Genomic DNA, 19,697 nt, shown 5'->3' with positions numbered 1-19,697 from the left:
GGCAGGTTCATGTCGGGCGGGATGCCGCCGGAGAAGGCACTCGACTTCCGCAATTCCCTGGCACGGCTGCTGCGCCTGCTGAAGCCCCAGTGCACCGAGCTGATCGGGGTCCTCGTGCTGGGTGCGGCCAGCGTCGCGCTGACCGTGCTCGGACCGAAGGTCCTCGCGCAGGCCACCGACCTGATCTTCGCCGGGGTCCTCGGGCGGTCGCTGCCACTGGGCGCCTCGAAGGAGCAGGTGGTGGCCGGGCTGCGCGAGCGCGGCGACGACACGCTGGCCGACATCGTCGGCCGGGTCGACCTCACACCCGGGCTCGGCATCGACTTCACCGCGGTGGGCCGGGTGCTGATGCTCGTGCTGGCGCTGTACGTGATCGCCTCGTTCTTCGGACTCATCCAGGCCCGGCTGACCACGAGCCTGGTGCAGGGCGCGGTGTACCGGCTGCGACGCGACGTGGAGGAGAAGTTCGCGCGGCTGCCGTTGCGGTACTTCGACCGGCAGCCGCGCGGCGAGGTGCTGAGCCGGGTCACCAACGACATCGACAACCTGGCGCAGTCGCTCCAGCAGACGCTGTCGCAGATCGTCACGTCGCTGTTCACCGTGGTCGGCGTGCTGGTGATGATGCTGCTCATCTCCCCGCTGCTCGCGCTGATCGCGATCCTGACGGTGCCGGCCTCGGTGTTCGTGGCGGCCAAGATCGGCAAACGGGCGCAGCCGCAGTTCATCCGGCAGTGGTCCACCACCGGCAGGCTCAACGCGCACATCGAGGAGATGTACACCGGCCACTCGCTGGTCAAGATCTTCGGCAGGCGCGCGGAGTCCGAGGAGACGTTCGCCGAGCAGAACGAGACCCTCTACGGCGCCAGCTTCCGTGCGCAGTTCATCTCCGGCACGATCCAGCCGGCGATGATGTTCATCGGCAACCTGAACTACGCGCTGGTCGCGGTGATCGGTGCGCTGCGGGTCGCCTCGGGCAGCCTGTCGCTGGGTGACGTGCAGGCGTTCATCCAGTACTCGCGCCAGTTCAGTCAGCCGGTCACGCAGATCGCCAGCATGGCGAACCTGCTGCAGTCCGGCGTCGCGTCGGCCGAGCGGGTGTTCGCGCTGCTCGACGCGCAGGAGCAGGAACCCGAGCCGGCCCGGCCGGTGCGGCCGGAGGTGGTGCGCGGCCGGGTCGAGTTCGAGCAGGTGTCGTTCCGCTATCTGGCGGACACGCCGCTGATCGAGGACCTGTCGCTCACCGTGGAACCGGGCCAGACGGTCGCCATCGTCGGGCCGACCGGCGCCGGCAAGACCACGCTGGTCAACCTGCTCATGCGGTTCTACGAGATCGACGGCGGCCGGATCACCCTCGACGGCGTGGACATCGCCGGAATGGACCGCGAGGAGCTGCGCGACAAGACCGGCATGGTGCTGCAGGACGCGTGGCTGTTCGGCGGCACCATCGCGGAGAACATCGCCTACGGCGCCGACGAGGTGACCCGCGAGCAGGTGGTCGAGGCGGCCACCGCGACGTACGTGGACCGGTTCGTGCGCATGCTGCCGGACGGCTACGACACGGTGCTCGACGACGAGGGCGACACGGTCAGCGCCGGCGAGAAGCAGCTGATCACGGTCGCGCGGGCGTTCCTGGCCAAGCCGGTGATCCTGATCCTCGACGAGGCGACCAGCTCGGTGGACACCCGCACCGAGGTGCTCATCCAGCAGGCGATGAACTCGCTGCGCAGCGGACGCACGAGCTTCGTCATCGCGCACCGGCTGTCCACGATCCGCGACGCGGACGTGATCCTGGTGATGGAGGACGGCCACATCGTGGAGCAGGGCGACCACGAAACCCTGCTGCACTCGGACGGCGCCTACTCCCGCCTGTACGCGGCCCAGTTCGCCGAGGCCATGGCCGAGACCGACTGACCCCGACCCCCTCGTGAGTGGCGAGGCCGGTTCTCACCGGCCTCGCCACTCACGACGGTTCAGGGGCGGGTTCAGGGGCGGGTTCAGGGGCGCGGAAGGTTGCGCAGGTTGGACTTCGCCAGGTTCAGCATCTTTCCCACGCCGCCGCCGAGGACCGTTTTGCTCGCTGCCAGCGCGAACCCGCGGACCTGGGCGGCGGTGATGTTCGGCGGGATGGACAGCGCGCTCGGGTCGGTGACCACGTCGAGCAGCGCCGGACCGTCGTGGGCGAGGATCTCGCGGATCCCGTCCCGTACCTCGGCCGGCTGCTCCACCCGGCGGGCGTGCAGGCCGGCCGCGCGGGCGAGCGCGGCGAAGTCCACCTGGTCGTGGTCGGTGCCGAACTCCGGCAGCCCGTCCACCAGCATCTCCAGCTTCACCATGCCGAGCGAGGAGTTGTTGAACACCACCGCTTTCACCGGCAGCGCATGGGTTTTCAGGGTGAGCAGCTCACCCAGCAACATGGCGAGGCCGCCGTCCCCACACATCGCCACCACCTGACGGCCGGGTGCGGCCGACTGCGCGCCGATCGCGTGCGGCAGCGCGTTGGCCATGCTGCCGTGCACGAACGAACCGAGGATCCGGCGGTGCCCGTTCGGGGTGACGTAGCGGGCCGCCCAGACGTTGCACATCCCGGTGTCCACAGTGAACACCGCATCCTCGGCGGCCTCCTCGTCGAGGACGTCGGCGACGTACTCGGGATGCAGGGGAACGCGCTGCGAGACCTCTTCGGTGTAGGCGTCCACGACCCGCTGCAGGCCACGCTCGTGCTTGCGCAGCATGTCGTGCAGGAAGGAGCGATCCGCACGCCGCCGCAGTTCCGGCAGCACCGCGCGGATCGTGGCGCCGACGTCGCCCTGCACGCCGAACTCCAGCACCGAGCGGCGACCGATCCGCGCCGGGTCGAGGTCGACCTGCACGGTGTTGCGCTGCGGCAGGAACGTGTCGTACGGGAAGTCGGTGCCCAGCAGCAGCACCAGATCGGCCTCGTGCATCGCCTGGTAGCAGGCGCCGTACCCGAGCAGGCCGCTCATCCCCACGTCGAACGGATTGTCGTACTGCACGAACTCCTTGCCCCGCAACGAATGCCCGACCGGAGCACCGACCAGGTCGGCGAGCGCGAGCACGTCGGCGTGCGCGTCCCGGCAGCCCGCGCCCGCCATGATCATCACCTTTTCCGCACGGTTGATCCGCTCGGCGAGGCGCACGAGGTCGTCCTCGGCGGGCAGCACCGCGGGCGGACCGCCGAGCGACGCGGACTCGCCGGTGGCGTGCACGGCGGGTTCGTGGGAAAGATCGCCCGGCAGCACGAGTACCGCCGCGCCCCGGCGGCCCACCGCGTTCTGCACCGCGATCCGCGCCAGCCGCGGCATCTGCTCCGGCGTGCTGACCAGCTCGCAGTAGTGCGAACATTCGGCGAACAGGTGCTGCGGGCGGGTCTCCTGGAAGAAGCCGGTGCCGATCTGTGCGGCCGGGATGTGCGAGGCGATCGCAAGCACCGGCGCACCCGAGCGGTGCGCGTCGTAGACCCCCTGCAGCAGGTGCAGATTGCCCGGGCCGCAGCTGCCGGCGCACACCGCGAGCCGGCCGGTGAGCTGCGCCTCGGCCGCCGCGGCGAACGCACCGGCCTCCTCGTTGCGCACGTGCATCCAGTCGATCCCGCCGCGGGCCGAGCCACCGGAGCGCCGCACCGCGTCCACCACCGGGTTGAGGCTGTCGCCCACGACGCCGTAGATCCGGCGCACGCCGCACTGCACGAGAACGTCGACCAGCTGATCGGCCACCGTCGCCATACCGGCTCCTTGTCTCGGGAATCCTCGCAGTCTGGCACCGATCCCGCGGACGCGCCGTACCATTGACAACTATTATTGTCAATGGCACTGTGCAGGGTATGGGACACGAGTTCGAGATCGCCAAAGAGGTTCGGCTGCCCGCCGGGCCGGAGGCGGTGTGGGAAGCGGTGGCGACCGGACCGGGCATCGACTCGTGGTTCATGGGCCGGCACGAGGTCGACGCCGCGGCGAGGCGGATCCGGTTCCGGCTCGGCGAGATGCGCAGCGACGCCGAGATCACCGGATGGCAGCCGCCGCGCCGGTTGAGTTACCGAAGTGAGCCCGACGAGAGTGGTTCGTTCGAAGCGTTCGAATACCTCGTCGAGGCCGCCGGGGACGGCACGTCGGTGCTGCGGTTCGTGCACCGTGGATTCACCTCCGACGACTGGAACGACGAGTACCATGAGGCGTTCTCCCTCGGCTGGGACATGTACCTGCACACGCTCGGAGAGCTGCTGCGGCACTTCCCGGGACGCTTCGCGACCTACGTGACGGCGGACGGTCCGCCGTCCTCCGCCGTTCCCGAAGCGTGGCCGAAGCTGCTGGCTGCACTCGGGTTGCCGGAGGAACCCGTTGCCGGGCAAGAGGTTCGGATTCCCCGGGAAGGTCAGGCGCCGATCGAGGGCGTGCTCGACTACTCGACCCGGCACTACGCGGGCGTCCGCACGCCGGAGGCGCTGTACCGGTTCCACGAACGTTCCGGGCTGGGCCTGCCGATCGCGGCCGGCCACCATCTGTTCGCGCCGGACGTCGACGCCACCGTGGAGACCGCGGCGTGGCAGGAGTGGCTCGCCGGCGCGCTGTCCTGACCGGTCAGCGGCGGCGGACCAGCAAGGTGACCCCGGCGGCGACCACCACGATCCCGGCGATCAGGTTGCCCGTCACCGCGGCATCCGAGGGCGCTGTTTCGTCGCCGTAGCGCAGAATCAGCGGCGAGACCGCCGCCCAGGCCCCGAGCACCGGCACCACCCAGGTCAGTGCGGGCAACCGCAGCGCGGCGAAGACCACGATGGCCAGCCCGGCCACGGTGTTGCTCACGGCCAGTTCCGCCGCGCCGCCGTACCGGGCCAGCCACGGGCCGACGATCAGATACAGCCCGGCCAGCACCGCGAGCCCGGCCGCACCGCCGGTGAGCGGGCCGACCGCGGCCCGGGGTGCGGTGTCATGTCCGCTGGACATCTCACATCACCTCAGCAGAATTGCCTTCCTCCCGAGGAGTACCCGCGTCAGCACCGGCTCACGCCCGGGCGGCCGCTCACGCCCCGAGGCTCCACTCATGCGTACGTCGAACCGCTGCACACACTCACGCTCGAACCGGCGCGCACGCATACACCCGAGCCGCCGCACACACTGACCGAACCGCTGCACCCGCGTACGCCCAGCCGTCGCCCACACTCACGCCCGAGCCGCCGCTGATGCATGTACCCGAGCGGCCGCACTCTCCTACGGCCGAGCGCAACGCACACTCACGCCCCGAGCCCGCCACTCCCGGCCGAGCCGCCGGGCGCTGGCTCACGCCCGAGCGGCAGCGCACGCCTCTCGCAGCCGCGGGCGCACCGGGACGGCCGCGCCGACTCCGGACACCGCGAACGCGCGCAGCACGACCGAGCCGGTCGCGACCACCGACAGCGCCGGACGGGCCCGGCTCGTCTCTTCCAGCGCGCGCAGCCCGGCACAGCTGAGGTAGCCGACCCTGGTCAGGTCGACGACCAGCTTCTCCCCCGCCCCGCAGGCGTTCGAGAGCACCGCGCGGAAATCCCCCACCGACGCCACGTCGATCTCCCCGGCGGCGGTCACCAGCACGAGATCACCGTCACGGACGGTGGTGAGGAGGGTGAGGCCGTTGCGCCCCCGGCGTGGAGCCATCCATCCGACGGTACGCGCCCGGCCAGGCCGGTCAAGGTCTTCGGTGGGGCAGGTCACCGAGATGGCGGCGTGACGTGACCCGCACGTGATCACCTCGCACGTGCAGCTGCAATTTCGCCGCGCCGCTCCCGCGGCCCGGCCGGGCCTCAGGCGTGCGCGAGCAGCTTCTCCCGGAGCTCCGGCGCGTCGGCCAGACCGTCACGCAGCGCCCGTTCCCGGATCGACCGGAGATCGTCGGCGGGCGCCGCGTCCCAGTCCAGCGGGCCGTGCGGTGGTTGCGGATCGTATTCGATGCCGAACTGCACACGCCGCGCCACGTCCGGCCCGGCCAGCCGGTCGACGACGTGCAGGGCGAGGTCGATCCCCGCGGACACTCCGGCGGCGGTGATGACCGGACCGTCCTCGACCCACCGCCGCGCCACCGGCGTCGCGCCGAAGGCACGCAGCAGATCGCGGAACATCCAGTGCGTGGTGGCGTCCCGCCCATCGAGCAAGCCGGCCTCGCCGAGCAGCAGCGATCCCGTGCACACCGACATCATCAGCTCGGCACCGGCGGCGGCGTGGCGGAGGTAGCCGATGAGAGTGGCATCCGACAGCGCGCGCAGCGTCGGCCCGCCTCCGCCGGGCACGAGCACCCAGTCCGGCCCCGGGATCTCGGCGAAGGTGTGGCTCGGCGCGATCCGCAGCGGGGAATCCGTCCCGACCGTGTCCCGGTTCTCCCCCACCACCGCGATCCGCACCGCCGGATCGGCCTGCGCGTAGGCGTTCAGCACCTGCAACGGCCCGACCAGGTCCAGCGCGGTGAGCCCGGGGTACACGACGAAAGCGAACGTCTTCTCGGTCATCGGCCCAGCCTCCCGGACGGCGGCGACGCCCGGGCCAGCGATGTCCGGAATCCTGCGAACCCTGTCTTCCGGCCTGGCCGGCTGCTACCGTGCCGTACATGCCGGGAGCCCCGCGCCGCGTCGTGATCCTCGGGTACGCCGATGCCGAGCTGCTGGACATCGCCTGCGTCTCGGACGTGCTCGACGCGGCCAACCGCCTCGGCGCCCGCCGGCCGTACGAAGTACGGCTGGCCACTGTGGACGGACAGCCGTTCGCCTGCCAGTCCGGGCTCACGCTCACCCCGCACGGACGGCTCGACCAGCTCCGCGGCGAACTCGACACGGTCGTCGTCGCGGGCGGGATCGGGCACCGCGCGGCGTCGGCCGACCAGCGGCTGCTCGAGCACGTGCGGCGGCTTTCGCAGCTGAGCCGGCGTACCGCGTCGGTCTGCACCGGGTCCAGCGTGCTCGCCGCGGCCGGTCTGCTGAGCGGCCGCCGCGCGACCACGCACTGGTCCTACGCCTCCCGGCTGGCCGAGCAGTACCCCTCGGTGTCGGTCGACCCGGTCCCGCTGTTCGTGCGGCACGGCGACGTCTACACCTCGGCGGGCGTCACCAGCGGACTCGACCTCACGCTCGCCTTCGTCGAGGACGACCACGGCGCGGCGCTGGCCAGGGAGGCCGCCCGCACCCTGGTGACCTACCTGCAACGGCCGGGAAACCAGGCCCAGGTGAGCATGTTCCTGTCCGGACCGCCGCCGGAGCACCGGCAGGTCCGCGACCTCACCGCCTACGTCGCCGGGCACCTCGCCGAGGACCTCGGCACCCCGGTGCTCGCCCGGCAGGTCGGCGTCAGCGCCCGGCAGCTGACCCGGCTGTTCGACGCGCATCTCGGGACCACGCCGGGAAAGTACGTCCGGACCGTGCGCGCCGAGCACGCGGCCCGCCTGCTCTCGGGCAGCGACCTGCCGCTGACCGCCATCGCCCGCCGCTGCGGCTTCGGCTCCACCGAAACCCTGCGGCAGGCGTTCCTGGACCACTTCGACACGCCGCCGTCGGCCTACCGGCGAGTGCATCTGCGCACCACGCACGCCTGAACGAAACGCCGGATACGCCCGTCTGCTCCCCCACCCGGTACGGGCGAACCCCGCGCCGGGAGGGCAGGATGTGCGCCGTGGCACCGCGCGACTACCCCGACGACCACCCCGGCCGCCCGCGCCGGGACCCCGGCGAACCGTCGACGCCACCCCCGTCCCGCGGCGACCGCCCGGTGCCCCCGTCCGACCCGCGCCGGATCCGCCGTCCCCGCCCGGACGGCACCGGCGCACCGCACCGGCCCGAGGCCGCCGAGCAGCCCGGTACGCCACGACGGCGCGGGCCCGCCGACCTGCCCGGTACACCGCAGCGGCGCGGATCCGCCGATCAGCCCAGTACATCGCAGCAGCGCGGACCCGCTGACCAATCCGGGGCACCGCAGCCGTCACGGGCCGCGGGCCAGCCCGCCGCGCCACGCTCCGGGGCCGCAGACCAGCCCGGAACCCCGCCGTGGCCCGGAGAGGAGCCACCGCCGCGCCGCGCCCGGCCCACGGAGTCCCCGCGATGGTCCCGGTCCGCCGAGCAGTCCGGTGCGCCGCGGCGGCCGCGGTCCTCGGAGCAGGCCGGTGTGCCGCGACGAGCACGGCCCGCCGACGACTCCGGTGCCGCACCCCACCAGCATCCGGCCGACCCCTCCGCGAATCCCGGCCACCCGCCGCGAACCCGCCGTCCCCGCGCCGCCGGGCCGCGCGAGGATCCCGGATCATCCGAAGGCGTGCCGCGGCGGGCACCCCGCCGCACCGGCGACACTCCTCCCCCGGCCGGGCGCCGCCGGTCCACCGGCGAAACCCCGGTGCCCGGCCGTCGCCGTGTCCCGGATGACCCGTCCCGGCAACCCACCGGCGGGATCTCCACACCCGGGAGCCACCCGAACGCACCGGAGCACACCACCCGGCCCGAAGCGGACACGCCACCGGAATCACTGGTGCGCAAGGGTTTCCGCCGCGCATTCGCCGGCGTGAACCGGCATCGTGACCACGGCGGTGACCACGGCGACGGGCACGGGCACGGGCACGGGCACGGCCCGGCGGCCCCCGCGTCGAAACGGGTCCGCACTCTGCTCGTCTGGCTGCTCGCGCCGCTGGCGGTGGCGACGGTGGCCGCGATGATCGTGCTCTACCCGTGGGGCAAGGCCCTACCCGACAGCGCCGTCCCGCAGGGCACGCCGGTGCAGGCGTCGATCACCACCGCCACGTCCGGGCCGTGCCTGCAGCCGGGTCAGGTCCAGGTGGGCACGCAACCGGGGCCGGACGACAAACCGTGCCTCACCGTGGACCTGCGGATGACCGACGGACCGGCGGCCGGGAAGCCGCTACGGCTGACCGTGCCCATCGAACCGGGTACGCCACGGTTCTCCGCCGGCGACGACGTCGTGCTCACCTACAACGGGGGCGACGCGCTGGACCCGCAGTCGTTCCAGCTCGTCGACTTCCAGCGCGGGACGCCGCTGGTGCTGCTGGCCGCGCTGTTCGCCGCGGCGGTGCTCGTGCTGGGCCGCTGGCAGGGGCTGGCCGCGCTGGTCGCGCTGGCGCTGAGCTTCGTGGTCATCGTGCTGTTCGTGCTGCCCGCGATCCTCGCCGGGGAGAGTCCGCTGCTGGTCGCGATCGCCGGGGCGGGCGCGATCATGTTCCTGGCCCTGTACCTGACGCACGGGTTGTCCGCGAGAACATCGGTCGCGGTGCTGGGCACGCTGGTCAGCCTCGCCCTCATCGGCGTCCTGTCGGCGATCTTCTCCGCGGCCGCGTCGCTCACCGGGCTCGGCGACAGCACCACCACGCTGATCGGCTCGCTCGGCCACGGCATCGACGCGCGCGGCCTGCTGCTGGCCGGCGTGGTGATCGGCGCGCTGGGGGTGCTCGACGACGTGACCGTCACGCAGACGAGCGCGGTGTGGGAACTGCGGCGCGCCAACCCGTCGCTCGGCTGGCGCGAACTGTACGGCTCGGGCCTGCGCATCGGCCGCGACCACGTCGGCTCGGCGGTCAACACCCTGGTGATGGCCTACGCCGGCGCCGCACTGCCGGTGATGCTGTACTCCGCGATCTCCGGCGTCGGGCTCGGCGCGCTGCTGGGCAGCGAGGACATCGCGTCGGAGATCATCCGCACGCTGGCGGGCTCGGTGGGCATCGTCGCCGCGGTCCCGGTGACGACGGTCCTGGCCGCGCTGATCGCCTCCCGCGAGCCCGTCGACCACCTCGTCAGTACCACGAATCCCCCTGAGTCACACCAGTAACACACCCCGGCCCCGGTCCCGCCGCAGGCCCGCGGATGCGGTACGAAGTCCGCGACGCCGCACTCGAGGAGGGGCCGTGTTCGCAGCCGTCCTGGCCGGACCCCGGGTCACCGTGCACCTCGTCCGCCGCCTGTTCGCGGCAGGGCTGGAGGCAGCCGAGTCGGTGCCCCGGATCGCCACCACCCTCGACGAGGTCCGCGCCACGCTGCGACATTTGGAGCGGCTGCTCACCTACGTCGCCCAGGAGCTTCCGGAACTGTCCGACCAGCTGGACCGCATCCGCGCCCGCGTGGACGGCCTGGACGAGCACGCCCGCACCGCCACCCCGCGACGCGCGGTGGAGCAACCCGCGCAGCGGTGAAGCCAGGTGTGGCGGATCAAGCCGGACCGGTCCGGGTCAGTCCAAGGTGGCCACGAACCGGCTCACTGCCTCCATCGCGAAGCGTTGCAGGTACCGGCCGGCCGGGGCCGCGGACGCGAGGCGGTACAGGGGACGTTCCGCGACCGCGTCGCCGCGGGCTTCCGCGCGGAGTTCGGCCACCAGCAGTTCCGAGAACACCAGCCCGTTGGCTTCGGTGTTGTTCAGCAGGGCGTCCGCCAGGCGGCGGAGCTCCAGGGGGCCGAGTTCGCGCCCGCCGGTGCCGGCGAAGGCGGCCAGGTCCAGTTTCACCGCCCGGCGGCGCTGGCCGGCGTTCACCAGCAGGCCGACCGTACGGGTGCCGCGCACGTCGGTGATCACCACGTCCAGCCGTGGCGCGGTGACCAGATCCACCCGCCGCACTCCCCAGGTCCGGACCACCAGCTCGGTGCCTTCCAGCCAGATCCGGCGGCGGAAGGCGAACAGCACCACGTACAGCAGCGGCAGCCCCACCACCGCGGCCGTCACGAGCCCGGGCAGCTGGCCGCCGATCAGGCCGGCGATCCCGCCGAAGGCCGCGGCGACGATGGCCACCCCGATGATCCCCGACCACAACCGGCGCCGACGTGGTTTCGGATCCTCCGCGAACAGCGGCGTGCGCTCGCCCTCCACGCCGCTCACCGCACCGCGCCGGGCAGGTGCGGGTTGCCGGCGCGTTCGCGCTCGATCGTGGTGGCCGGGCCGTGGCCGGGAAGCACGACGGTGTCCCCGGCCAGGGTGAGCAAAGTGCGCAACGATCTCTCCAGGTCGGCGCCGGAGCCGCGGGCACGCCCGATCGACCCGGCGAACAGCGTGTCCCCCGTGAGCACCAGCCTGCCACCCTCGCCCGTTTCGACGGTGAAGGCCACCGACCCCGGGGTGTGTCCTGGCAGCGGCAGCACCCCGACGGTCAGGCCGGCCACCGTCAGCGGCCCCTCGGCAAGCGGTTCCCACGGTCCCGCGTAGCCCTCGGCGTCCGCCGGGTGCAGCCGCAGCGGCACGCCGTACCGGCGCGTCGCCTCCGCCGCGCCTCCGACGTGATCCGGGTGCCCGTGCGTGGCCAGCAGCGCGGCCGGCGTCAGCTCGTGCTCGGCCAGCGCGGCGGCGAGCGGCTCCGCGGCCCCCTCCCCCGGGTCCACGACCAGGCAGGGCCCGCCCGACACGCGCGCCAGCAGATAACAGTTCGAACGCAGCGGACCGGCGGCGAATCCGGCGACGAGCACGAAAAATCCTCCCGCGGAGCGGTCTCGATCACGATCAGCAGGAGACTAGCCGCCCCTGTACAGAGTTCTCACAGGCCGTGCCCATACACTGCCGCTACCTCAGACGTGTGACTCCGAGCCGAAACTGGAGGGCGGGTGGCGACCAACCAGCAGCGCCGCGAAGCCGCGAAGCGCAAACTCGAGCGGCAGCTCGTGCGCCGGGCCGAGCAGGCGAAGCGACGCAAGATCGTGGGCGCTGGAGTGGTCGGCGGTGTGGTGCTCATCGTCGCCGGTCTGGTGGTGTGGATCGTGAACAGCGGGGGCGGTGACGACCAGGCCACGGCGGCCCCGCCGTCGAGCTCGACCCCGCCGGCGCCGACGGCCTCGAACATCCCGACCGAGCGCACCGCGCTGCCGAAGCGGACGAAGGCCCTGCCGAACCCGACCACGTGCTCGTATCCGGAGGACAAGACGAGCGAGCCGCCGGCGAAGAAGCCGGCCGTGCCGGACGGCAAGAACGTGTCCTCGAGCGGCACCGTGCACATCACGATGAAGTCCACCCAGGGTGACATCCCGATCACGCTCGACCGTTCGCTCGCGCCGTGCACCGTGCAGAGCTTCGAGAGCCTCGCCAAGAGCGGCTTCTACACCGACACCATCTGCCACCGGCTCGGCGTGACCGAGCTGCAGATGCTGCAGTGCGGTGACCCGAACGCGAAGGGCGACGTCACCGCCGACGGCCGCGGCGGCCCCGGCTACGCGGTCCCGGACGAGTTCATCGACGGCATGAAGTACGGCCGTGGCCTCCTCGCGATGGCCAACACCGGCCAGCCGAACACCGGCGGCAGCCAGTTCTTCATGGTCTACGGCAAGGCGGAGCTGCAGCCGCAGTACACGATCTTCGGCAGCATCTCCGACGAGGGGCTCAAGGTCCTGGACAAGATCGCGAAGACCGGCATCGGCGCGGTCGGCCAGGACGGTGTCACCGGCGAGCCCAAGGAGCCGGTGAAGTTCACCGCGGTCACCGTCGCCTGACCGGCGGCGTGCGGTAGGAGATGCAGTACGAGATCAACGGTGCCCCGGCCGGCCCGGACGACCTCGTCGCGGCGATGACCGGCTACGGTCACTTCACCGCGATGCAGGTGTCCGGCGGCCGGGTGCGCAAACGTGCTTCCCCTTCAGCTGCACAGCGGTCGATCCAGGTCTTCACACACTGACGGGACACCCCCATCGCGGCGGCGATGTGGGCCTGTTCCCAGCCGGCCTCATAGCGCTGAACGATCAGTCGACGACCATGAACGGTCAGCCGGGCGCTACCGTGGCGCACGAGAACCTCCGGGTTGGAGTGGGCCTTGGACAAGCCACATCCCAACCGCAGGTTCTCGCCCGTTCAACCAGACTCGCCGCTACCAACACCCTGACCGGGTACAGCTAGTCGGTGAACTGCGGTGCCCGGCGGGTGAGGAACGCATCCACGCCCTCCGCGTAGTCCGCGCCGTGCAGGACGGCCAGCCGGATGTCCTCCACCTCCTGATCGGCCTCCTCCTGGCCGGCGACGATCTTCTCGATCATCCGGTTCATCCCGCGGATCGAGGCCTGCGAACGCGAGCACAGCGTCTCGACGAACCGGCTCGTCGCGGCCGCCAGCTCGGCGGCCGGGAAGACGTCGTGAACGAGGCCGATCTCGCGGGCCCGCGGCGCGGCCAGCAGTTCGCCGGACAGCAGCAGGTACTTCGCGTGCGCCGGGCCGACCAGCGAAACCAGCGCACGGGTGGACGGGTACTGGTAGACGATGCCCAGCCGGGCCGGGGTGATGCCGAACCGGGCGTCGTCGGCGGCGAAGCGGAAGTCGCAGGCCACCGAGAGCTGGCAGCCGCCGCCGATGCAGTTGCCCTGGATCATCGCGACCGACGGCTTCCGCATCCCGGTCAGAGCCGCCACCGCGGCGTCCACTGCCTTGTCGTAGGCGGCGGCCCCTTCGGCCGTGGCGCGCAGCGTCCGGAACTCACCGATGTCCGCGCCTGCCGAGAAATGCGGCCCGGCACCGGTCAGCACCAGCACCTTCAGCTCCGGGTCCGCTTCCACCCGATCGGCCACGTCCGGGATCGCCGACCACATTTCGTGGTTGATCGCGTTCATCTTCTCCGGGCGGGTGAAGGTGAGCCGGGCGACGGCACCGTCGCGGGTGAAGGAGAATCCGTCGGTCATGCTCGTGAGTGTCTACGCCGGTGAGAACCGGCGGCAACACTCACGAGGCGGAAGTGACCCGGTACACGTCGTAGACTCCTTCCACGCCGCGCACCACCTTCAGCACGTGCCCGAGGTGCTTCGGATCGCCCATCTCGAAGGAGAACCGGCTCACCGCGACCCGGTCGCGCGAGGTGGTGACCGACGCGGACAGGATGTTGACCTTCTCGTCCGCGAGCACCTTCGTGACGTCCGAGAGCAGCCGGTGCCGGTCCAGCGCCTCCACCTGGATGGCGACCAGGAACACCGAGGACGACGACGGCGCCCACTCCACCTCGACCAGCCGCTCCGGCTGGGCCCGCAGATCGTCGGCGTTGGTGCAGTCGGTGCGGTGCACGCTCACCCCGCCGCCGCGCGTGACGAAGCCGAGGATCTCGTCGCCCGGAACCGGCGTACAGCACCGCGCGAGCTTCGCCCACACGTCACCGGCGCCCTTGACGATCACGCCCACGTCGTTCGAACCGCGGCGGCGCGTGACGGTGGACGGCGTGGCCCGCTCGGCCAGCTCCTCCTCGGCCTCGTCCACGCCGCCGATCAGCGCGACCAGCCGCTGCACCACGTGCTTGGCGCTGGTGTGGCCCTCGCCGACGGCCGCGTACAGCGAGGAGATGTCGCCGTGGCGCAGCTCCTTGGCGACCGACCCCATCGACTCGGCCGACACGAGCCGCTGGATCGGCAGGCCGACCTTGCGGATCTCCTTGGTGATCGCCTCCTTGCCGGATTCGATCGCCTCGTCGCGGCGTTCCTTCGCGAACCACTGGCGGATCTTCGCCCGCGCCTTCGGCGAACCGGCGAACTGCAGCCAGTCGCGGCTCGGTCCGGCGTTGTCGGCCTTGGAGGTGAAGATCTCCACGACCTCGCCGTTCTCCAGCTTCCGCTCGAGCGCGACGAGCCTGCCGTTCACCCGGGCCCCGATGCAGCGGTGCCCGACCTCGGTGTGCACGGCGTAGGCGAAGTCGACCGGCGTGGAGTCCGCGGGCAGCGTGATCACGTCGCCCTTGGGAGTGAACACGAAGATCTCGCGCGCGCCGAGCTCGTAGCGCAGCGATTCGAGGAAGTCACCCGGATCGGCGGCCTCCCGCTGCCAGTCGAGCAGCTGGCGCATCCACGCGATCTCGTCCAGCTCCATGCCGTTGGCGCTGCCGTTGTGCGTGCCCTTGGTTTCCTTGTACCGCCAGTGCGCGGCGATGCCGTACTCCGCGGTGCGGTGCATGTCGTAGGTCCGGATCTGCACCTCGAGCGGCTTGCCGTCCGGGCCGATCACGGTGGTGTGCAACGACTGGTACACCCCGAAACGCGGCTGCGCGATGTAGTCCTTGAACCGGCCGGGCACCGGCTGCCACAGCGCGTGCACGACCCCCATCGCGGCATAGCAGTCCCGCACGTCCTCGACCAGGATCCGCACGCCGACCAGGTCGTGGATGTCGTCCAGATCGCGGCCGCGGACGATCATCTTCTGGTGGATCGAGTAGTAGTGCTTGGGCCGTCCCTCGACCTTCGCGGTGACCCGGGAGGACACCAGGTTCGCGGTGAGGTCCGCGATCACCTTGCGCAGGTAGGTGTCCCGCGACGGCGCGCGGTCGGCGACCAGGCGCACGATCTCGTCGTACTTCTTCGGCTGCAGGATCGCGAACGCGAGGTCCTCCAGCTCCCACTTCACCGTGGCCATGCCGAGCCGGTGCGCGAGCGGGGCCAGCACCTCCAGCGTCTCGCGGGCCTTGCGGGCCTGCTTCTCCGGCGGGAGGAACCGCATGGTGCGCATGTTGTGCAGCCGGTCGGAGAGCTTGATGACGAGCACCCGCGGGTCCTTCGCCATCGCGATCACCATCTTGCGGATGGTCTCCGCTTCGGCCGAGGTGCCGAGCTTGACCTTGTCCAGCTTGGTGACGCCGTCGACCAGCTCGCCGACCTTGTCGCCGAAATCGGCCTTCAGCTCCGCCAGCGAGTAGCCGGTGTCCTCCACGGTGTCGTGCAGCAGCGCGGCCACCAGCGTGGTGGTGTCCATGCCCAGCTCGGCGAGGATGGTGGCCACCGCGAGTGGATGCGTGATGTACGGGTCGCCGGATTTGCGCCGCTGGTCGCGGTGCAGCTCCTCGGCCACGTCGTAGGCGCGCTGCAGCAACCCGAGGTCGGCGTTGGGGTGCAGCTCGCGGTGGATCACCGCCAGCGGCTCGAGCACCTGCTTGACCGGGGCGGCACGCTGCGCGGTGATGCGCCGCGCCAGCCGCGCGCGCACCCGCCGGGTGGCCGACGGGTTCGGCGCCGCGCCGTTCGCCCTCGACAACCCGCCGTCCTTCGCGGGCACGTCGGCGTCGAGCTCCTGGCTCACCCGCACCTCCTGCTGCTCGTGCGGCTTCTGAACCCCCAGGGTAACCGCTGGGCCGCCGGGACTCCCCGGCAGCGCCCGCTCCCGGGCGAGTCCGCCGCGCTCACGGGCGCCTCGAGCCGTCCGCACGGGCGCGACGGCCGGGACACCGCGATGAGCACGGCACGACGGCGGGCAGGCCGGTCAGACCGACCGCAGTGCGTGCACGGTCCGGCCGCCGAGGACGGCGCGGCCACCGAGGGCGGCGAGCTCGAGGACGACCGACACGCCGGTCACCACGGCTCCGGCGTCCTCGAGGAGCTTTCCGGTGGCCGCGACGGTGCCGCCGGTGGCGAGCACGTCGTCGAACACCGCGATCCGCCGGCCGGCGCGCACCACCCCGGCCGGCAGCTCGACGCTCGCGGTGCCGTACTCCAGCGCGTAGTCCACCCGCCCGGCGACCGACGGCAGTTTGCCGGGCTTGCGCACGAGCACCACGCCGAGGCCACGCGAGTAGCCCACCGCGGCGGCGAGCAGGAACCCGCGGGCCTCCACACCGGCGACCAGTTCGGCTTCCGGCGTCAGCGTGGCGGCCAGGCCGTCGACGACCGCGGCGAACCCCGGCCCGTCCGCGAACAGCGAGCTGAGGTCCCGGAACAGCACCCCCGGCTCGGGGAAGTCCGGCACCTCGGCGATCAGGTCGAGGGCCTCGTCGAGCCGCATCCCCTCAGCGCTTCTTCTTCGCCGACGGGCGCGGCTTGGCCGACGGACGCGGCCTGGCCTTCGGCGTGCGGGCCGGCACCCCGGCCGCCGCCGCGTACGCCTTTTCCTTGCGCAGCTCGGCGGCCAGCTGGTCGTCGTCGTTGGCGTCGAAGTCGCCGCCGGTCTCCCGGGAGGCGGCCTTCGCGCGGCGGGCTCGCACGCGCTCGGCCTGCTGCCGGTACTTCGGATCACGCATCTTGAAGTCGACCAGCAGCGGGGTGGCCAGCGCGACCGAGGACAGCACGCCGACCAGGGTGCCGATGAGCTGCACCAGCGCCAGGTCCTGCAGGGTGCCCGAGCCGAGCAGGATGGACCCGACGATGAGCAGGCCGAGGATCGGCAGCAGCGCGATGAACGCGGTGTTGAACGACCGCATCAGCGTCTGGTTCAGCGCCAGGTTCGCCGCCTCGCCGTAGGTGCGGCGGCTCAGGCCGAGCAGGCCGCGGGTGTTCTCCCGGACCTTGTCGAACACCACCACCGTGTCGTACAGCGAGAAGCCGAGAATGGTCAGCAGGCCGATCACCGTCGCCGGCGTGACCTCGAAACCGACCAGCGAGTACAGGCCCGCGGTCACCAGGATGTCGTGCAGCAGCGAGATGAGTGCCGCCGCGGCCATCCGGGTGTCGAAGTAGATCGCCAGGAAGATCACCACGGCGACCAGGAACACCCCGAGCGCGATCAGCGCCTGCCGGGAGATCTCGCCGCCCCAGGACGCGCTCACCGCGCTGTCACTGATCGCCCGTTCGCTCGGCTGTCCGTTGCTGCCGATCGGGGCGAGGTCGGTGAACAGCTGCTTCTTGACCTTCTCCACCGACGCCGCGTCGAGGGCCTCCGACCGCAGCTGGAAGGTCGCGGACGCACCGGCACCGACCTGCTGGGTCTCGGCCGGCTGCTCGCCCAGCGCCTTCTGGAAGGAGCCGATCACCTGCGACTGGGTGATCTCACCCTGCGCGCCGCGGGCGGGCAGCTGGATCTGCGTACCGCCCTCGAACTCGATGCCGAGGTGGAAGCCGCGGAAGATCATCGACCCGAGGCACACCAGCACCAGCAGCGCGAAGGCGAGGTACCAGCGTTTGCGGACGCCGATGATGTCCAGCGCACCGGTGCCCACGTACAGCCGGTGGAAGAAGCTCTCCTTCTTCCCGGTGGCCGCGCTCGCGCCGCCGGCGTCCGGTTCCGCGGACCCGCCTTCCTTCTTGCTGGTCACGCCTGCCGGGGTGCCGGCGTCCGGGGTTTCGTCTTCGGCAGCCACGTCAGGCCTCCTTCACGTTCGTGCGACGGGCCGCCGAGCGGGCGGCCTTCCGCTGCGCGCCCATCCGCTGGACGGAACCGAGGCCGAGGTTCCGCGGATTCGACAGGAACTTGGACCTCGCGGTGGACACCATCGCCACCAGCGGATGCGTGACCAGGTAGACCACCACGAGGTCGAGCAGCGTCGACATGCCCAGGGTGAACGCGAAGCCCTGCACGTCGCCGACCGCGATGATGTAGAGGATCGCCGCGGCCAGGAAGCTCACCGCGTCCGAGGCGAGGATCGTGCGCCGGGCACGGGTCCAGCCTCGCGGCACCGCGGACCGGAACGTGCGGCCCTCGCGGATCTCGTCCTTGAGCCGTTCGAAGTAGATGACGAACGAGTCCGCGGTGATGCCGATCGCGATGATCAGGCCGGCCACGCCGGCGAGGTCCAGCGTGTAGCCGATCCACCGTCCCAGCAGCACCAGCACCGCGTACACGAGCAGCTCGGCCATGGCCAGTGACCAGATGGTGAGGATGCCCAGCAGCCGGTAGTAGAACAGGCAGTAGATGAACACCACGATCAGGCCGACCGCGCCGGCGATGAGGCCGGCTTCCAGCGAGGCGAGCCCGAGCGTCGCGGACACCGTGGTGGCGTCCGAGGAGTCGAACGACAGCGGCAGCGAACCGTACTTGAGGATGTCCGCCAGGTTCTTCGCGTCGCCCTGGGTGAACTGCCCGGTGATCTGGGTGTTGCCGCCGAGGATCGCGCCCTGGATGGTCGGCGCCGAGACCACGTCGGTGTCCAGCACGAACGCGGCCTGCTTGCCCACGTGCGACGAGGTGAAGTCGCCCCAGGTCTTGCCGCCGGCGCCCTTGAAGGTCAGGTCGACGACCCACTGGCCGCGCTGCTGGTCGTAGCCGGAGTTGGCGTCGGAGATCTCCGTGCCGGGCAGGAACTCCGGTCCGAGCACGTACTTGGTCGCGTCCTTGTCGCCGCAGGTGACCAGCGGCTGGTTGGGCAGATCGTTGCCCTCGAGCGGGTCGGCGGCGTTCGGCGCACAGGTGAGCGCGGCCAGCGCGGCCTGCTGCGCGGCCTGGGCCTTGGCCTGGTCGCTGCCGGTCAGGTCGGGGTTCTGCCGCACCTTCCTGGCCTGCTCGACCGGGGTCTGCCCGTCGCCGGCCGAGGACGAGGGCGGCGCGCTGCCCGGGGGCTGCTGCGCCGGGGCGCCTTCGGCACCTCCGCCGCCGCCCGGCTGTCCCGTCGCGGGCGGCGCGGACGGCGAGGGCGAGGTGCCCGGCTGGCCCTGCGGTCCCGCCGGGGTGTTCGGCTGCGAGGTGATCACCTCGCGGAAGCCGAGTTTCGCGGTCCGGCCGAGGTTCTTCGCCTGGTCGCCCTGCTCGCCCGGCACCGTGATGACGACGTTGTTGCCGTCGAGCACCACGTTCGTGCCGCCCACGCCGATGCCGTTGACCCGGGTCTCGATGATCTGCCGGGCCTGGTTCAGCTGGTCGCGGGTGGGCTGGCCGCCGTCCGGGGTGCGCGCGGTGAGCGTGACCCGGGTGCCGCCCTGCAGGTCGATGCCGAGCTTGGGCGTGGGCTTGCCGTCGCCGGTGAAGAACACCAGCGCGTACAGCGCGACCACGAGCAGGGCGAAGAAGGCGAGATAGCGTCCCGGGCGGAGATGCCCGGCCGATGGTGCCACGGTGCTTCGGTCTCCTCGGACTGGGTGGACCCCAACAGGTTCGGT

Annotated in this window: 18 protein-coding genes and 1 pseudogene; 7 read left to right on the top strand and 12 right to left on the bottom strand. The window is 71.6% G+C overall.

Annotated elements, in window-relative coordinates; genetic code table 11:
• The first annotated feature begins 21 nt into the window (after positions 1–21).
• On the top strand, positions 22–1,911 hold the full coding sequence (locus BJY18_RS03480) for an ABC transporter ATP-binding protein (RefSeq protein WP_184784392.1): 1,890 nt from the start codon (positions 22–24) through the stop codon (positions 1,909–1,911).
• A gap of 83 nt (positions 1,912–1,994) precedes the next feature.
• On the opposite strand, the gene BJY18_RS03475 is transcribed toward BJY18_RS03480, so the two are convergent.
• Positions 1,995–3,743 carry a pyruvate dehydrogenase gene (locus BJY18_RS03475; protein WP_184777589.1) on the bottom strand — a complete coding sequence of 583 codons (1,749 nt, stop codon included), beginning with the start codon at positions 3,741–3,743 and terminating at the stop codon, positions 1,995–1,997.
• Positions 3,744–3,841: 98 nt separating this feature from the next.
• Here BJY18_RS03475 and BJY18_RS03470 point away from each other — a divergent pair, with 98 nt between their 5' ends.
• Positions 3,842–4,591 carry an SRPBCC family protein gene (locus BJY18_RS03470; RefSeq protein ID WP_184777587.1) on the top strand — a complete coding sequence of 250 codons (750 nt, stop codon included), beginning with the start codon at positions 3,842–3,844 and terminating at the stop codon, positions 4,589–4,591.
• A 4-nt stretch (positions 4,592–4,595) separates the two neighbouring features.
• Here BJY18_RS03470 and BJY18_RS03465 read toward each other — a convergent pair whose 3' ends face one another.
• From BJY18_RS03465 to BJY18_RS03455, 3 genes are all read right to left on the bottom strand, one after another.
• A complete protein-coding gene (locus BJY18_RS03465; RefSeq protein ID WP_184777585.1) occupies positions 4,596–4,961 on the bottom strand; it encodes an SPW repeat domain-containing protein in 366 nt (121 codons plus the stop codon).
• Positions 4,962–5,294: 333 nt separating this feature from the next.
• Positions 5,295–5,648 (bottom strand): STAS domain-containing protein, encoded by a 354-nt coding sequence (locus BJY18_RS03460; protein ID WP_184777583.1) that lies wholly within the window; start codon positions 5,646–5,648, stop codon positions 5,295–5,297.
• A 146-nt stretch (positions 5,649–5,794) separates the two neighbouring features.
• Positions 5,795–6,493, bottom strand: a complete 699-nt coding sequence (locus tag BJY18_RS03455; RefSeq protein WP_184777581.1) for a DJ-1/PfpI family protein — start codon at positions 6,491–6,493, stop codon at positions 5,795–5,797.
• Positions 6,494–6,591: 98 nt separating this feature from the next.
• Between BJY18_RS03455 and BJY18_RS03450 the strand changes: the two genes are divergently transcribed.
• The 3 genes from BJY18_RS03450 to BJY18_RS03440 all read left to right on the top strand — a co-directional run bounded on the left by BJY18_RS03450 (position 6,592) and on the right by BJY18_RS03440 (position 10,161).
• Entirely contained in the window at positions 6,592–7,569 is a 978-nt protein-coding gene (locus BJY18_RS03450) for a GlxA family transcriptional regulator (RefSeq protein ID WP_184777579.1), read from the top strand.
• A gap of 956 nt (positions 7,570–8,525) precedes the next feature.
• The gene (locus BJY18_RS03445; RefSeq protein WP_312874088.1) at positions 8,526–9,800 is read left to right on the top strand and encodes a YibE/F family protein; all 1,275 of its coding nucleotides are present in this window, start codon (positions 8,526–8,528) and stop codon (positions 9,798–9,800) included.
• A gap of 76 nt (positions 9,801–9,876) precedes the next feature.
• Positions 9,877–10,161 (top strand): hypothetical protein, encoded by a 285-nt coding sequence (locus BJY18_RS03440; RefSeq protein ID WP_184777577.1) that lies wholly within the window; start codon positions 9,877–9,879, stop codon positions 10,159–10,161.
• A 36-nt stretch (positions 10,162–10,197) separates the two neighbouring features.
• Here the strand turns inward: BJY18_RS03440 and BJY18_RS03435 are convergent, their stop codons facing one another.
• Together BJY18_RS03435 and BJY18_RS03430 are read right to left on the bottom strand one after the other, a co-directional pair.
• A complete protein-coding gene (locus BJY18_RS03435; protein WP_184777575.1) occupies positions 10,198–10,839 on the bottom strand; it encodes a hypothetical protein in 642 nt (213 codons plus the stop codon).
• Entirely contained in the window at positions 10,836–11,420 is a 585-nt protein-coding gene (locus tag BJY18_RS03430) for an MBL fold metallo-hydrolase (RefSeq protein ID WP_184777573.1), read from the bottom strand. Before BJY18_RS03430 ends, BJY18_RS03435 begins: the two co-directional genes overlap by 4 nt.
• A 135-nt stretch (positions 11,421–11,555) precedes the next feature.
• Here BJY18_RS03430 and BJY18_RS03425 point away from each other — a divergent pair, with 135 nt between their 5' ends.
• Both BJY18_RS03425 and BJY18_RS36615 read left to right on the top strand, forming a co-directional pair.
• Entirely contained in the window at positions 11,556–12,434 is an 879-nt protein-coding gene (locus BJY18_RS03425; protein WP_184777571.1) for a peptidylprolyl isomerase, read from the top strand.
• Positions 12,435–12,454: 20 nt separating this feature from the next.
• Positions 12,455–12,616 (top strand): hypothetical protein, encoded by a 162-nt coding sequence (locus BJY18_RS36615; protein ID WP_184785065.1) that lies wholly within the window; start codon positions 12,455–12,457, stop codon positions 12,614–12,616.
• Here the strand turns inward: BJY18_RS36615 and BJY18_RS03415 are convergent.
• The 6 genes and pseudogenes from BJY18_RS03415 to secD all read right to left on the bottom strand — a co-directional run.
• A pseudogene (locus BJY18_RS03415) lies at positions 12,553–12,726 on the bottom strand (helix-turn-helix domain-containing protein); the annotation flags it as partial. The gene BJY18_RS36615 and the pseudogene BJY18_RS03415 overlap by 64 nt on opposite strands.
• Positions 12,727–12,830: 104 nt before the next feature.
• Complete coding sequence (locus BJY18_RS03410) at positions 12,831–13,607, bottom strand: enoyl-CoA hydratase/isomerase family protein (protein WP_184777569.1); 777 nt, start codon at positions 13,605–13,607, stop codon at positions 12,831–12,833.
• Positions 13,608–13,647: 40 nt separating this feature from the next.
• The gene (locus BJY18_RS03405) at positions 13,648–15,975 is read right to left on the bottom strand and encodes a RelA/SpoT family protein (protein WP_184777567.1); all 2,328 of its coding nucleotides are present in this window, start codon (positions 15,973–15,975) and stop codon (positions 13,648–13,650) included.
• 180 nt (positions 15,976–16,155) lie between these two features.
• On the bottom strand, positions 16,156–16,674 hold the full coding sequence (locus BJY18_RS03400; protein ID WP_184777565.1) for an adenine phosphoribosyltransferase: 519 nt from the start codon (positions 16,672–16,674) through the stop codon (positions 16,156–16,158).
• Positions 16,675–16,678: 4 nt separating this feature from the next.
• Entirely contained in the window at positions 16,679–17,830 is a 1,152-nt protein-coding gene (secF, locus tag BJY18_RS03395) for a protein translocase subunit SecF (protein ID WP_221458458.1), read from the bottom strand.
• Positions 17,831–17,966: 136 nt separating this feature from the next.
• Complete coding sequence (gene secD / locus BJY18_RS03390; protein ID WP_184777563.1) at positions 17,967–19,652, bottom strand: protein translocase subunit SecD; 1,686 nt, start codon at positions 19,650–19,652, stop codon at positions 17,967–17,969.
• Positions 19,653–19,697: the final 45 nt, after the last annotated feature.

This window comes from Amycolatopsis jiangsuensis (genome assembly GCF_014204865.1).
Taxonomy (GTDB): Bacteria; Actinomycetota; Actinomycetes; order Mycobacteriales; family Pseudonocardiaceae; genus Amycolatopsis; species Amycolatopsis jiangsuensis.
The sequence above is the reverse complement of the archived record's forward strand: the minus strand, read 5'-3'. Positions and strand labels throughout refer to the sequence as shown.

What these genes read in the sequence shown, in the direction of transcription:
- BJY18_RS03465 (WP_184777585.1), bottom strand. Translation starts at nt 4,961, where the DNA reads ATGTCCAGCGGACATGACACCGCACCCCGGGCCGCGGTCGGCCCGCTC.
- BJY18_RS36615 (WP_184785065.1), top strand. Translation starts at nt 12,455, where the DNA reads ATGCAGTACGAGATCAACGGTGCCCCGGCCGGCCCGGACGACCTCGTC.
- BJY18_RS03480 (WP_184784392.1), top strand. Translation starts at nt 22, where the DNA reads ATGCCGCCGGAGAAGGCACTCGACTTCCGCAATTCCCTGGCACGGCTG.
- BJY18_RS03410 (WP_184777569.1), bottom strand. Translation starts at nt 13,607, where the DNA reads ATGACCGACGGATTCTCCTTCACCCGCGACGGTGCCGTCGCCCGGCTC.
- BJY18_RS03450 (WP_184777579.1), top strand. Translation starts at nt 6,592, where the DNA reads ATGCCGGGAGCCCCGCGCCGCGTCGTGATCCTCGGGTACGCCGATGCC.
- BJY18_RS03460 (WP_184777583.1), bottom strand. Translation starts at nt 5,648, where the DNA reads ATGGCTCCACGCCGGGGGCGCAACGGCCTCACCCTCCTCACCACCGTC.
- BJY18_RS03470 (WP_184777587.1), top strand. Translation starts at nt 3,842, where the DNA reads ATGGGACACGAGTTCGAGATCGCCAAAGAGGTTCGGCTGCCCGCCGGG.
- BJY18_RS03455 (WP_184777581.1), bottom strand. Translation starts at nt 6,493, where the DNA reads ATGACCGAGAAGACGTTCGCTTTCGTCGTGTACCCCGGGCTCACCGCG.
- BJY18_RS03400 (WP_184777565.1), bottom strand. Translation starts at nt 16,674, where the DNA reads ATGCGGCTCGACGAGGCCCTCGACCTGATCGCCGAGGTGCCGGACTTC.
- BJY18_RS03475 (WP_184777589.1), bottom strand. Translation starts at nt 3,743, where the DNA reads ATGGCGACGGTGGCCGATCAGCTGGTCGACGTTCTCGTGCAGTGCGGC.